This window comes from Microcoleus sp. PH2017_24_DOB_U_A, assembly GCF_020738205.1.
Lineage (GTDB): Bacteria > Cyanobacteriota > Cyanobacteriia > Cyanobacteriales > Microcoleaceae > Microcoleus.
The window spans coordinates 47560-62851 of the sequence record NZ_JAEQCT010000087.1; the positions used below are offsets into that span (position 1 = coordinate 47560).

6 protein-coding genes are annotated in these 15292 nt (G+C 46.2%); 4 read left to right on the forward strand and 2 right to left on the reverse strand.

Features of this window, described 5'->3' with window-relative positions:
• Positions 1 to 71 precede the first annotated feature (71 nt).
• Both JGK07_RS23580 and JGK07_RS23585 read left to right on the forward strand, forming a co-directional pair.
• Positions 72 to 4520, forward strand: a complete 4449-nt coding sequence (locus JGK07_RS23580; RefSeq protein WP_293225977.1) for a tetratricopeptide repeat protein — start codon at positions 72 to 74, stop codon at positions 4518 to 4520.
• A 218-nt stretch (positions 4521 to 4738) separates the two neighbouring features.
• Positions 4739 to 4885: a hypothetical protein gene (locus JGK07_RS23585; protein ID WP_293225979.1), complete on the forward strand. Its 147-nt coding sequence runs from the start codon at positions 4739 to 4741 to the stop codon at positions 4883 to 4885.
• A gap of 13 nt (positions 4886 to 4898) precedes the next feature.
• Here the strand turns inward: JGK07_RS23585 and JGK07_RS23590 are convergent, their stop codons facing one another.
• On the reverse strand, positions 4899 to 8843 hold the full coding sequence (locus JGK07_RS23590) for a PAS domain S-box protein (protein WP_293180228.1): 3945 nt from the start codon (positions 8841 to 8843) through the stop codon (positions 4899 to 4901).
• Between the two features lie 171 nt (positions 8844 to 9014).
• Between JGK07_RS23590 and JGK07_RS23595 the strand changes: the two genes are divergently transcribed.
• Positions 9015 to 9179: a hypothetical protein gene (locus JGK07_RS23595; protein ID WP_293198533.1), complete on the forward strand. Its 165-nt coding sequence runs from the start codon at positions 9015 to 9017 to the stop codon at positions 9177 to 9179.
• 667 nt (positions 9180 to 9846) lie between these two features.
• Complete coding sequence (locus tag JGK07_RS23600; protein WP_293180234.1) at positions 9847 to 9981, forward strand: hypothetical protein; 135 nt, start codon at positions 9847 to 9849, stop codon at positions 9979 to 9981.
• 230 nt (positions 9982 to 10211) lie between these two features.
• Here JGK07_RS23600 and JGK07_RS23605 read toward each other — a convergent pair whose 3' ends face one another.
• Positions 10212 to 15203, reverse strand: a complete 4992-nt coding sequence (locus JGK07_RS23605) for an alpha-mannosidase (RefSeq protein ID WP_293225749.1) — start codon at positions 15201 to 15203, stop codon at positions 10212 to 10214.
• Positions 15204 to 15292: the final 89 nt, after the last annotated feature.

The window sequence follows — 15292 nt, forward strand, 5'->3', positions numbered from 1 at the left end:
TTCTTCTCTGCGCCCTCTGCGCCCTCTGTGGTTAAAAAATCTAGTTCACAAATCGGCGGATAATTGCCATAATGAAAATCGGATTTCTCGATACCTACACTTGGGATTACAACATTGAAACTCCTTACCGCGAACCTTTGGGCGGCACTCAGTCGGCTATTTGTTATTTAGCTGAGGCGTTGGCAGCCCTGGGAAATGAGGTATTTCTACTCAACAATACTTCGGAACCGGGGATGTGGCGCGGGGTTGATTGCAGGCTGCGGGTGGCGGACAGTGCTAATTTGGAATTATTGCGATCGCTCGATTTTTTGGTTGTAGTCAATATAGTTGGTAAGGCACTGGAAATTAAGCCTTTTTTGGGCGCGCACACTAAATTGATTTTGTGGATTCATAACGAACCAGGCTTTGTTTTTCTTAAGGATTTCAAGAATGAGCTAGAAATTAATGCTTGTGATGCTTTGGTTTTTGTCAGCGAGTGGCAGCGCCAGCAATTTCACACTCGTTTTGGGATTGACTCCAAGCGCAGTTATGTTTTCAGAAATGCGATTGCACCTTGTTTTGCTAACATTTTTGCCGATAATATTTCGATCCAATCTCAAAAATCTCGACCGCCCATTCTAGCTTACACTAGCACTCCATTTCGCGGACTGGATATTTTATTAAATGTTTTTCCCGAAATTCGTCAAGCTGTCCCCGGAACCAGATTAAAAGTATTTTCTAGCATGAAAGTACACCAAATAGACGACAATGATAATCAGCTTTGTTTCGATCAACTTTACGAAGAGTGTCAGGAAATAGAAGGTGTCGAGTATGTCGGTTCTGTACCGCAACCCGAACTTGTCCGGCAACTGCGTTCAGTCGCGGTTTTAGCTTACCCGAATAGCTATTTAGAAACGTCATCGATTGCGGTGATGGAGGCGATGGCTAGCGGTTGCCGCATTGTGACGAGTGAATTGGCAGCTTTGCCGGAAACAACGGCTGGATTTGCGCGTCTAGTTTCTATGTCAGGGGTGGAAAATTTGGCATCGGTAACTGATTGGAAGCGTGCAGGTACACCGGATTGGGAGGGATATACAAGGCGGTTTTTAGATGCGACAGTCGAAGTTTTAAAAGAGTTTACGGGTACGGGCGGTGCAATTGCTGAAACTCATCTGAGACAGCAGGTAGAATATATCAATCGAGGGTCTACTTGGTCTGTGCGAGCCCGAGAGTGGGTAGAATGGCTGAATAGTATTAGTGTAAAACCTGTAAGAGTGGCAGAGCAAATGATCCAAGAGTTTTTGGTGGATTTAGAATCAGCTCAAACATATTTTGTCAAGGGAAATCGCCTGAAAGATAGAGGAGATCTCGGTGGCGCCATCGAGAGTTATCAGAAAGCTTTAGAGTGCAATCCCAAAGATGCGGAAGTTCATAAAAAGTTGGCGGAAGTTTATGTTTTGCAAGGAGAATTCGATCGCGCGATCGCCCAATGCAACCTCGCCATCAAATTTCAACCGAATTTTGCTCCCGCGTACCTGACAGCGGGCAATGCCCTGCACGGCCAAAACCAGCTAGAAATGGCAATTCAAGCTTATTTGCAAGCTTTAAAACTTCAGCCGGATTTAGCAGAAGCCAGCGCGAATCTTGGCAGTATGTATTACAAGTTAGGGCAATTGGGACAGGCGGCAAAGGCTTACCAACAAGCTCTTGCTATTAATCCCGGTTTGTGCTCGGTGAATTTGATGCTAGCCAGCGTTTTGCAGCAGCAAGGAAAGTTAGATGCGGCTATTGCTTGCTGTCAAAAAGTGCTGCAACTGCAACCGGAAAATGCCAGCGCTGCGGAAATTTTATCCAGTTTAACCGCACAAAAACAGCAAGAAACTACCGATAGCAAATTTCTCGCATTAGAAACAGAATCTGACGAGCAACAACCAGTATCTGTCAACAAAGATGAAGGCTATGGATTGCAGCCTTCGAGTATCAATTTGCCACCAGCACCTAATCCTGAAAATTTAAATACTCCGTTTACCAACCCTGCTGAAGTTTCCGAACAAGTTACCTCGCTGAATGTTCCAGATATCACACAAGTTGCTAATTTTCAAGAAGTAGAACAGTACAAAAAACTGGCAGAAAACTTTTTAGTTAAAGGGAAAATTCAAGAGGCGATCGCAGCGTGCCACCAAGCTATCAAAATTAGACCTGATTATACCCATGCTTATGTAACTTTAGGCAATGCTTTGCAAGCGGTTGGTAAAATGGAAGCTGCGATTCGATCGTATTCTCAAGCCTTAGAATTGCAGCCAAATTTTGCGGAAGTGCGCGCCAACATCGGCAGTATGTATTTCAAAATGGGTCGTTTGGAAGAGGCGATCGCCCATTACCAACAAGCGATCGCCCTGAGTCCAGATTTAGCGGGCGCTCACTGGAATTTAGGCAAAGTATATCACAAACATGGCAACATCGACGCTGCGATCGCCTGTTTTCAGAGAACATCCGAACTCAACCCGCAGCTTGTCGGCGCCGACTTCCACTTCAACTTAGGAAACCGACTGTTTAGTCAAGGTAAGCGCGACGAAGCCATCGAAAGCTACCAAAAGGCGATCGCCATTAAACCGGATTGGGCAGAGGCCTATGGTAACATCGCCAGCGCGCGATCGCAGCAAGGAAATCTCGATGCTGCCATCGTCGCATACCAGCAAGCTGTTGCTTTAAAACCCGAATTAGAAGTGCTGCACTTCAATTTAGCCAATTCTTTCATGCAGCAATACAACTACGAAGCAGCGATTGCTAATTATCAAAATACTCTGAAAATCAAGCCCGATTGGCCGGAAGTTCACGCTAACATCGGCAGTTGTTTGTCCATGCAGGGCCTGCTGGAAGAAGCTTTAGCCAGCTATCAGCAAGCTTTGGCCTTAAAACCGGATTGGGCAGAGGTTTACTGCCGGATGGGACACATTCAGAAGCAAGATAAGCCGTTGGAGGCGATCGCATATTTTGAAAAGGCGATCGAATGCAACCCCAAATACAGCGAAGCCCACCAACAACTGTGCGACTTGCTAAGCCACTCCACCAACCTAGCCAGAGCCCGCAGCGTCGCCGACAAATACTGCGAATTCTGCGGTGAAAATGCCCCAGTCATGTCAGCCACAGCCTACGTCTTTTCCTACCTCCAATCAGGAGTCAGCAAACAGGCAATTGAGAAACTCGAAGAAATCGAACAACTCTGCTACGAAAAAGTCGAAACCTTTAGCGTCATCGAACTCAAACTGCTTTACGAAATCTTCCTGTTTGCAGTTTCCCACCTCCGAGACAACCGCGAAAAAAATGCCAGTTTCTACCGACTAATTGCCAAAGAATACTACCAAAAAGCCGTCCCGCAGCGACAGCAAGCCAACAGAATCAAATCCGCAAATTATTTAACCAAACAACAGCCATTAAAAATCGGCTTCCTTTCCAAACACTTCCGCCGCCACTCCGTAGGCTGGTGCAGCGAAGCCTTAATCCGCGAATTAAGTCGCATCACTCCCCACGTTCATCTTTACGTGACAGGTAAACTCAACCGAGACGAAGTTACACAGCGGTTTGAAGAAATGGCCGGCAAGTTTTACTGGCCGAAAAAATATCCCAACGGTTTTGCTGACGGTGGCGAAATCTTCGCCGAAGTAGTCCAAGACGATTTGGATGTATTAATAGACTTAGACTCGATGACAGTACCGACAAATGTCGAAGTTTTGTACCAATATCCGGCGGGGATTTGCGTTTCTTGGCTGGGGTTCGACGCGCCATACATTTCGGAGAATCACTACTTTCTGTGCGACGAACACACTCATCCCCCAGGTGTTGACAAAAATTACTTAGAACAGTTAGTGAGATTGCCTAATTGTTCGGTAGCAATTGGCGAACTGCAAAGCATTCCTGTGAATCGAGAGGCGATTAGAAATGCCCTCGGGATTGGCTTGGATCAAATGGCTTATCTCTGTGTCGCTCCGGGCAGAAAAACTAATCCTGAAATGGTGCAAGCTCAAGTTAGAATACTTAAGCAAGTACCAGATAGTATGTTGATTCGCAAAGGTCAAGGCGATCCGGATATAATTCATAGCACATACCGCGAAGAATGCGATATTCAGGGAGTAGATTTTGAACGGATTAAGTTTATCGGCCAAACCCGAAGTGAAGAAGAACATCGCGCTATTTATTATGTAGCCGACGTGTTGTTAGATTCCTATCCTTACAACGGCGGGACTCACAATTTAGAGGCTTTGTGGGCGAATTTGCCAGTAGTAACGAGATCCGGCGACCAATATCTTTCACGAATGGGTTATGCTTTTCTCAAAAGTGCAAATCTCGATGTGGGTGCAGCTTGGAGTTGGGAAGAATACACGCAGTGGGGAGTTAAGTTTGGGCGCGATGCTGGTTTGAGAAATGCGGTGAAAGAGCATTTAATTAAGTCTAAGCAGTCTGAAAATCTTGCGCCTTTGTGGAATCCCAAACAGTTGGCTAAAGATATGTATGAGGTGTTTCAGAAACTATTAGCTAAATAGGTTAGTCAGTTGACAGTTGACAGTTGACAGTTGTCATTAGTTGTGAACTCTTTCTCCCTTCTCTTCCTCTGTGTCCTCTGCGCCCTCTGCGGTTCAAAAAAAAAGAGATATCAGGTAGAGAAAAGCGATTTCAAGATATTTGTACGCAACCTTCAGTAAATTTTTGTAACAAAATCCGTGAAAATGCGTAAAAATTCCGCGCCGAGTCCGATATATAAATGCTGATTCATAGTACCGCGATCGCCCTAACCTTATGCCGGTTGGCGCGATCGTTTTTTTGTAATTCCTCAACTGCCAACTGCCAACTGCCAACTGCCAACTGTCAACTGCCAACTGTCAACTGCCAACTGCCAACTGCCAACTGACTACTGACTACTGTCAACTGTTAACTCGATCGCGCCCGCCAGACTTAGCCCGATACAGCGCCTTATCAGCAGCTTCAATCAGCATCTTCGGCGAATTTTGACCTTCAGCAATCGTCGCCACCCCCATGCTGAGAGTCACACAATCGGTGACAACAGACTTGAGGTGGGGAATTGCCAAAGCTTTGACGCGCCTGCGGATTCCCTCAGCAAAAGCCTGTGCAGCGGCGATATCCGTATTTGGCAAAATTACCCCAAATTCCTCGCCACCGTACCTAGCAGCTAAATAAAGGCGTTCTGCGGGTGCGTGGGCGCAAGCATCCCCGATCGCCCGCGCGACTTGTTGCAAACAAGCATCCCCAGCTTGGTGGCCGTAATTGTCGTTATAAAGTTTAAAACAGTCAATATCGCACATGATCAAAGATAGCGGTTCCGCAGTGCTCGACTGCTCCCATTCCCGATTAATCACCTCGTCAAACCGACGGCGGTTAGCTAGCTGAGTCAGACTGTCCAAATTCGCCAACCCGTCCAACCGCTGGTTAGCAGCAGCTAACTGCTGGTAAAGTAAAGATTGTTCGATCGCGATCGCCACTTGAGTAGCCAACTCACTCAGCAAATCCATATCAAACGGCTGCCACTCGCGGGGCGCCGAACAGTGGTGGGCAATCAACAAACCCCACAACTTCGGCACTTGACAAGAAGGATTGCCGTCACGGTGTTCGATTCCCTGCTGCACGATGGGCACCACCAAATTCGCCTTCACCTGACACTCGGCCAAAAAATTGACGTGGCACTCGGCAAAATTAGAAGCCTGAATGTTTTCTACAGCGCGAATTCTGCCCTTTAAATACTGTCCCACATAAGTATTAGCAAAACAGCAATCCTCGATCGCCATCCCCATCAGCGGCATCCATCCTGCGCCCACCGACTCCACCACCACATCCCCGTTCCAATCTGGCCGGAAGCGGAAAATAATCACCCGATCCGTCGCCAAAAACTCCCGCACTTCCGCTACTGTAGTCTTAAGAATATCTTTGAGATCCAGAGAAGAACGGATGCGAGATTGAATTTCGGCGATCAGGCGTTCCCGCTCAACTTGCTGGCGCAGAGCCACTTGCACCTGCTTGCTTTCAGTAATATCTCGACCTTCCGGTAGCAGCAAGACAATTTTACCAGTTTCGTCTGCCACCGGTTTGAGAGAAAAATCGATAGTTGCCGTGCGGTTTACCCCTTGAACCTCCACTTCATAGCGGACAAATTCACCTTTTGCCGATCGAGAAATCGCCTCTTGCAACTGTTCCCGAACTTCCGGAGAAACTCCCCACCAAGGCCCCTGCCAAAACGGTCGATTTGCCACATCCCGCAGCTTAATTCCCGCGAAATCTAGAGAAGTTTGGTTAGATTCCAGCAAAATGCCATCCGGTTTTAGCAAGCTAACAAATTGGAAAGAAGAATCAAAAATTGCCCGAAAGCGCCGTTGAGAATCTCCCAACATTGCCGTCACCTTTTCGCGAGAAGTAATATCGCGGAAGCGCCACACCCTGCCAATAATATTTTGTCCGACTCGAATCGGCTGCGTGTATCGCTCAAAAGTCCGGCCGTCTTTAAAATCGAGAATATCGCAGCCTTCGGACTCCGCATCGCTATAAATTTCTCTCACTCTCTGTAAAAAATCCCTCGGATCTTTAACTTGCTTAGTGAGAAACGTCAGCCGCACCGTTCTATCCAGTGAGTTTCTAACTTCTTCATGAATCCCCCACATTTGAACTAACTTTTCATTAAAACTAATCAATTCTCCGGCATTAGTAACAGCCAGAATGCCGTCTGCCGTCGCTTCCATAGTAGCGTGCAACAAAGAGCGCGATCGTTCTAATTCTGCTGCCATTAATTTGCGTTCCGTGAGATTTCGCACTGCTTTAACCTGCACCAAACGACCTTCGCAAACTACAAATTTGCTACGCACGTCAGCAGGAAAAGCAGTCCCGTCCCGCCTGAGAAAAATCGTTTCGCAGACTGTATTGCTGGGTGCAGAAATCATTTGTGGTGCCATTTTGTAAGATTTTGGCGACAGCAGTTCCAGCAAACTCATTCCCACCATTTCCGCAGGTTCGTAACCGAACAGTTCGGCAAAATCCCTGCTGACGCTCAAAATTGTGTCGCGATCAGCCACGGCAACTGCTTCAAAATAAGCTTCGCATTCGAGCAATTGTGCTGCTGTGCTGCTACCGTGTTCCCCGGCATAGCTGTTGTTCATTAGCTGTTGCATTTGCGTATTTGCCGAATACAGAGCGGCCATTGCCTGCCGATACATAGCAGTACGTTTCTCAACTTTTTCAGTAAGGCGAGCGCGATTTTCTCGCAGTTCTCTTTCGACTCTAATTAAATCTGTAATATCTACTGCAAACACGATAACGCCAGCCACTTGACCTGATTCGTCGCGGTAAGGTATTGTATCTGTCCGCACCCAGCATTTGTGACCGGTGGCAGTTGGCAGCAGTTGGACTTTTCCCAATTTGGGAACGCCAGAATTGATGACTTCTAAATCTTCTAAATAATATTGTTCTGCTTCGTCTGGATAGATTTCATAAAAAGATTTGCCTTCTAGTTGATTTGCGGGCAAACCTCTCGATGCAGCGGCGGCTTGATTAATTCGCAACAAGCGGCTGTCCGTATCTTTGTACCAAATCATCGCCGGCACCGAATCAAAAATAATTTGCTGTTCTTGGTGCTGGCGGCGCATTTCTGCTTCTACTTGTTTTCTTTTAATTATTTCTTGTTCCAGTTTTTTGTTAGCTTTTTTAAGTTCTGCCGTGCGTCTTTCTACTCTTTCTTCTAGTTGGTCGTAGTATTGACTCAGCATATTTTGCTGCTGTTCGCGCCGCATAGCTTCTAATTTTAAGCTTTCGCTAGCCAACAAACTTGACGATACAAATTCTGCTAAGATTGTAGTTAATTCGTGTTCTTCTTCCGTCCACTGGATGCTGGAACCCCGGCGTTCAGCGCTGACTATTCCAGCCATTTGACCAGCCAGCAAAATCGGTACATTCAACAGGGCAGTCGTACCCCGATCTGCAAAATAAAGACTTGCCAGTTCTCGCGTTCTCGGGTCATTTTCGGCTGCCACCGTTGCGATCGCATTTACGGATTTTAAGGCTTGAAAATACGCCGGACAGTCGGCCGCTGTGATGATTATTTGTACGGAATGGAGTTTGGTATTTTGTTCGTAAAAGTCGATACAGTGAAGCTGGGTTTTGTCTTCCCCGTACAGCCAAATACTGGCTCGATCGCAGTTGACAATACTGACAGCGGTTTCCGTGACTTCGCGGATGAATTCTTCTATATTGTTGCGTTCTTTAAGTTGACTTTTGGCTAATTTTGCGATCGCCAAAGTTGAACGGCGCCAATTGTCCTGAGAATTTGGCGGCGGTGCTACCGGCGCAGCGGCCTTAATTTCTTCGCAAACTAACAGTACCACCGGCCGTTGGAAATTGGCAACTGAGTGACTATCGGTATTTTCGTCTATTTTCCATTCTACCGCAGGCAAAGCGCGCGCCGTTGCTTTTACCCACATAATTTTGCCGTCTTTGCGAGTCAAACAGCCTTCCCAACAGGCGACTTTTGGATTTGACGTACCTTTTGTCGGGTGAACCAATCTCGCAAATTCTGACTGCATTTTCCCTTGATCTTGGCAGTAAAATATGTTAAAAATTGAATGACAAATTAATTCCTGCGACCTGTAGGCGAGGCGAGATTCGCCGAATTGATTGAGGGAAAAAACTCTTCCCAAAGCGTCTAGGACGAAGTAAATGCCCGGAAAATTATCGTAGACAGTTCGATACCAATCCTGTTCGACTTGTTGTTTGGTGGACGAAACTTTCGTGGCCGCGAGATCGTCCCCCGTACCTGTCAAGTGAGAATTGTTGGTTTCTGGGTTCCTTGAATGATTTTTTTTAGCAAACACTTTTAGCTTAACTCGACTGTAATTAATTTTACTTTCTGGAATTTAACTTTCTTGTGAAACTAAATTTAACCTGTTATTTGAAAAAGTTACAACTTGTAACAAAATTACAGCTTTTCCAGCGCGCTGGTTTTCGCTTCCGATGCAACCCCTGTGTTTGTATAGAAGGAAGAGTTGACAGTTGACAGTTGGCAGTTGGCAGTTGGCAGTTGGCAGTTGGCAGTTGGCAGTTGGCAGTTGGCAGTTGGCAGTTGGCAGTTGATAGTTGGCAGTTGGCAGTTGGCAGTTGGCAGTTGGCAGTTGGCAGTTGGCAGTTGGCAGTTGATAGTTGATAGTTGATAGTTGACCGAAAGAAGGAAGACGGAAGACGGAAAACGTTCGAGGGAAGACGGAAAACGTTCGAGGGAAGACGTTCGAGGGAAGACCTTTCATTGCAATCAACCACAAGGGTTTCGGCAATTAAGAACATCTTAACCCTCTTAGCGGTTGCAGTAGTTGCTAGACCGTCTGCGTGCGGGAGATATTTCCTGTGGCGTTGCCGTGTCAGCAGTTAAAACAGCAATTACCCCCTGTGTACTTGTAGTATCCCCGACAATGGAAAAAATTGGCAATCAATTGTTTTAACTAATACGAGTGGGAAGTCCCGCACTCTATCCGTTTACAGGATGAGTGACGGGATGAAAACGAGCAGCAAGCAAATTGAGCGATAGCGAATCCATGATAGAATCGAAATAAGCGGGGATGATAAGAGTAGCCGTGGTGGGCGAACTTTCCGTTGTATAAATGCTAGACACCACCTATCAGTTTCTGACTGGTAGCCCCAAAATCCCTTTCTTGCCGTAAAAGAGCTGATGGATGGGTGAAAAAATCAACAATTCTACTCCTTGGGACACAGGGAGTCTGCCGGACCAGCTTAGAGATTGCTCGCGTCGAGGCTCTCCCGTTGAAAGAGGAAGCCCGCACTCTATTTGTTTACAATAATGAGTGTCGGGTATGTCACGTATCTATGATAACATTCAAATATCTACTGTTGGGACTGACTTACTTAGGTTTCGGCTGGGGATATTTGCCCTGGCTGCGGATGAACCGGGCGGCGATCGCAATTGTTGGGTCAGATGAGTGCCGTAGCTTTGGGGAGTAGGAGACCTCAAAACTGCTTGGCAGGCGATCGACACCTATCTGTAAACGATATCGCGCGAGGGATTCCCGCGCCCGTTAGCTAAAAGGCGATCGGCAATAGACAAGATTGCACTCATTTGCAAATTATCTTGAAAAATCATCTGCGTTTACCTGTGTTTATCTGCTTGACATCTGCGGTTCCTGTATAATTGAATGATTGATGCAAGAGGTCTAATATCTTAGGTTTTGAGATTATTCCTTCTTCCCTTCCCTCTCTTCCTTCGCGACAAGAGCGCTATCGTGGTTCGTTACAACAGCAAAACTAGCAATTTTCCAAGGTTCTATCTTAAAACTTTCCGATAGAGGCAACTTTTCAGACAAAATTGCAGGTCTTTCCAGCAAATCGACTGACTCTAAAATCTCCAATCCCAAATCGCCATCCAATGCTAACACAGCCTGTTTGCCCTCGGATTCGCAACACCGAAAAATCCAGACATTCGCATCATCTTCCGACTGTTTGAAAGCCATCAACACTAAATTTTCGGCGGACAAATCCAAGAACTTGCCAACGGGTGGCAGAGTCCGATCGCGATTTTCCGGCAACTGCGACAACACCTTTACTAACAGCGGCATATTCAACTCGCAGCCGCGCCGAACAGTGCCAGCATCTTGCCAATTTCCAGCGTGGGGATAGACGGCACAAGTAAATTGGGAAACTCCAACATCTGCTGCTTCATCCGGCCAAGTGGAACTTCTGAGCAAAGTCAGCCGAATTTGATTTGGTTGAATGTCGCAACCGTATTTACAATCGTTGAGCAAACTGACTCCAAAACCGTCATTGCTGATATCAGTCCAACGGAAAATCGGTACTTCCCATTTGGCTTTTTCTGCCGGTGTCTGCGGCTTGGTCGTGCGTGCGATCGCGCCGCCGGGAATTTCGCAAGTTGCAAAATCTGCTGCGACATTTAACCCGAAGGCTGTTTTGACTAAAACGTGAGTTTCTTGCCAATCTACGACTGTCTTGATTTTCAGCAGTGGCGAACCTGTTTCTACTATATAATCTTGGCTAAACTCGGATTTACCAATTTGCATAACTACGCGCAAACTCTGCCGTACTTCTCCCCGGTCTACCCAAGAAATCTGTTTGAGTATCGGGGCGGGTAATGGATGTTTTTGGTAATTCGGATCGATGTTCCAAGCATCCCAATATTGACCGCTGTCTTGAAAGGCTTGCAGTTGATTGCCTCCGACTGCATTCAGGACTTCTCTATTGTTTGCTTTATCCCAAATGCTGGATAAATTACCAGTTTCTGCGTCTACTGTTGCCCGAATAAGCTCATTTTCTAAGACCGTTTCTGGGGCTGAAAAAAGCGTTTCTTGACAAGGCGTGTTTTTTTGTGCTATACCGTATGTAAGTTTTGATAAATCTGTCTTTTTTTCGGTGGCTGAGCTTGCAGGGGCATGATTTAGGGTTTGAGCGCCATGGCAAAGCCAAAAAACGCGGTAGCCGATCGCCGGAACACTCTGGGCCGAAAATAACAGTGTAGATTGGGATTGCGATGGGAGTCGATCGCCCTTAACAATCTGCGAAGTCAACCGCCCTCCCGATAAGTCGTAAATTTGCCAAGCTGCGTCGGGGGAATCGGGAAGAGTTACGGCGACAACTTCAGAGCGCGACCAATTGAGAGAATTGAAAACAAAAATCGGTTGAGCGTCCGACTGCGGAGGAGAAGGTAGAGAAATCTGAGCAGCGATCGCATCTAAGGATTGTAGCAGGATGTGGTGGCAAGAGCGATCGACCTCAGCAAAGGCTAGATTAGCATCAGTGTAGACCTGGGCGATCGCCGAACCGGGCAAAATATCGTGAAACTGGTTAAACAACACCTGTTTCCAAGCCAATTCTAACTCAACTTTCGGATAAACCGCACCAGTGCAGATTGTCGCGATCGAAGACAACAACTCCGCTTGATAGAGCAAATCTTCGCAGCGGCGATTTTGGCGTTTTTGGTCAGCGCGAGTCGTGTAACAACCCCGGTGGAATTCTAAGTAAAGTTCGTCTTTCCAAATCGGGAGATTGGGAGAGGGGGAGAGGGGAAGAGAGGGGGAATTTTTTAGTTGAGATTTCTCTTGGTGAATTTCGGTTGGGAAATCAAGGTATTTAGGTTCTGATTCCGAAAATTTACCGGAAAAATCACCTACTAAGCCGGACAAATTCTCGGTTGTTTTCCTAAGTTGCAAATTTTCCTCGTTTTCTACCGAATTCGTTTCACTTTCGGATGAACTTGTCGAATTTTCGAGTAATTTTCCCGATGCGACACCTGATAAAGTTTCGACAACTTCAGGAATTGGCAAACTTGCGGGAGTTTTTAGATTGGAGTTGAGGCTTTCGGGTAAATTTGCGGAATTTTCGACTAATTTTGGAGGTGCGACATCCGATAAAGTTTTCACAACCGTCTCAGCTTGCAAACTTGCGGGAGTTTCCTGACTTGAAGTTCGACTTTCGGGTAAAGTTGCGGAATTTTCGAGTAAATTTGGAGGTGCGACATCCGACAAAGTTTCGACAACTTCAGGAATTGGCAAACTTGCGGGAGTTTTGAGATTGGAGTTGAGGCTTTCGGGTAAATTTGCGGAATTTTCCGATGCGACACCTGATAAAGTTTCGACAACTTCAGGAATTGGCAAACTTGCGGGAGTTTTGAGATTGGAGTTAAGGCTTTCGGGTAAATTTGCGGAATTTTCGACTAATTTTGGAGGTGCGACATCCGATAAAGTTTTCACAACCGTCTCAGCTTGCAAACTTGCGGAAGTTTCCTGACTTGAAGTTCGACTTCCGGGTAAAGTTGCGGAATTTTCGAGTAAATTTGGAGGTGCGACATCCGACAAAGTTTCGACGAATTCAGCAATTGGCAAACTTGTGGGAGTTTCCCGAGTTGAAGTTCGACTTTCGGATGAAGTTGTCGAATTTTCGAGCAAGTTTCCCGATGCGACATCCGACAAAGTTTCGACGACTTCAGCAATTGGTAAACTTGCGGGAGTTTCCTGAGTTGAAGTTCTACTTTCGGATGAAATTGTAGAATTTTCTAGCAAGTTTCCCGATGCGACATCCGACAAAGTTTCGACGACTTCAGCAATTGGTAAATTTTCCCGACTTGGCGACTGCGAAACATCAGATTGAGAATCAACCTCTGCAACTTCCGGCAAAAACTGACTCTCAATCAAAGACAAATAATCAACAGCCTTCGCAAACTCCAACCTTGGGAAAAAAGGCGACAACTTCCAGCGTTTCGCCACCTCTAGCATATCGCGAGTCGGGCCGCCGCCGTGGTCGCCAACTCCCGGCAACCAAAGAGCATCTTGCAAACCAGTTTTAACTTGCCAGTCAAAAGCATGACTTGCCATTTTTACAGATTCTACACTTTCGCCGATCGCGCCAGACATCATGCTAAATATTTTAGTACCATCCAACCCTTCCCACCAAAAAGCACCGTGGGGAAATTCCGTCGAATCATTCCAGCGCAACTTCTGCGTCACAAAATAGTCAACTCCACCTTGCCGCAAAATCTGAGGTAATTGCCATCCAAAGCCAAAAGTATCCGGTAGCCAAGCCACCCGCATCAACTCCCCAAACTTTTCTTTGGCATAACGCTGTCCGTAAAACACTTGCCGCACCATTGACTCAGCCGAAATCAAGTTTAAATCCGGTTCAACCCACATCCCACCGACAACTTCCCAACGTCCGACGGCCACCTGTTTTTGAATTGCAGTAAATAAGTCAGGGCGGTGCTCTTCCATCCAAGCATAAAGCGCTGGAGTTGAATGACAGAAAATCAAATCGGGAAACTCAGATTGCAATTTCAATACCGACTCAAAAGTTCGTTCCGCCGCTTCCCAAGTTTCCGGGACAGGCCACAGCCAAGCTAAGTCTAAATGAGCGTGACCAACCAAATAGATTTTACCTATATATATAGATGTATGGCAAGTTTCAAGTGAGTCAGATCTGGATTGGGAATTTGTAATTTGTAATTGGGAATTTGTAATTGGTAATTGATGATTGGCCCGCGAGTGCATGACTTGATTGAGAAAAGCTATATCGCCAGTTTCACCTATATATATAGATGTAATATTCCGATCATCTCCAACCTGAGAAACCCTCTTTCTTCCTCCTCCCTCTGTGTCCTCTGCGGCCTCTGCGGTTAAATCATCTAACTCTCCAGAAAAAGAAGGAATATCGGCAGTTTCACCTATATATATAGATGTGGAGTTCTGATCTCCTGAAACCTGAGAAAGTATCTGCCTACATCCTCCCTCTGCGCCCTCTGTGGCCTCTGCGGTTAAATCATCTAACTCTCCAGAAAAAGAAGGAATATCGACAGTTTCACCTATATATATAGATGTGGAGTTCTGATTTTCTGAAACCTGAGAAAGTTGCTCCTTACTTTCTCCCTCTGCGCCCTCTGCGCCCTCTGCGGTTAAATCATCTAACTCTCCAGAAAAAGCCCGCAGATATCCCAGTAAATTGTGTCGCAATACAGATAAAGATCGATCGAACTTGGCGCGATTCGGCAAAGCAGACCAATCAATCAAACCAACCGCCAAATCAATCTCAGATTGCAGCCTTTCTCCCTTGACGTACATTGGGCGACTTGCTAAAATTTTAATGGATAAATCTTGGGAATGTTTGTTTCCTAAATTTCGAGCGATCGCATTTTGCAAAATCTCTAATTCGTCCGCCACAAAACCCGGATCGAAACAAGTAGAGTCCGCAGCTTCGTACAAACAAATCGATCGCACTAAAGCACCGTTATCGTGTCCAGGACTTACCAACCGTAAAATAACTAAAAATTCATCTCCCGGATTCACCGCCACACTCAACAAAACTCGATCGGCACAATCGAATAAATCACCTTGTCCAACTAACTCACCGTTGACAAAAATAGTCGCATCTTCTGCCCACCAAGTCAAACTCAACAGCAAACGCAAACCCACCACAGGATAGCCGTGCAAATTGTCAGGAATGACAAATTGCTGTCCTAAATAAACAACTTGCTTCCCAGACGGCCAAGCAATATGTCCTTTTTCGTTAAGTTCCGCAACCTGCTTGTTAGAAATACCTACCGAACCGACAGTAGCCGAGTCAGCATCGCAGTACCTCCAACCAGACTGAACGTCCACTTGACTGAGGCGGCGCAACTTCTCTACAACTTCAGAAATATTATTGCTAGCAGGTGGCACAACGGCGCTCATATTTAGTTAAAATAGGACTTGCGTAGGAATCTGGGCTCAGTATCGAACCGCGAAGACGCAAAGGACGCGAAGAAATAAAGGTTTCAGAG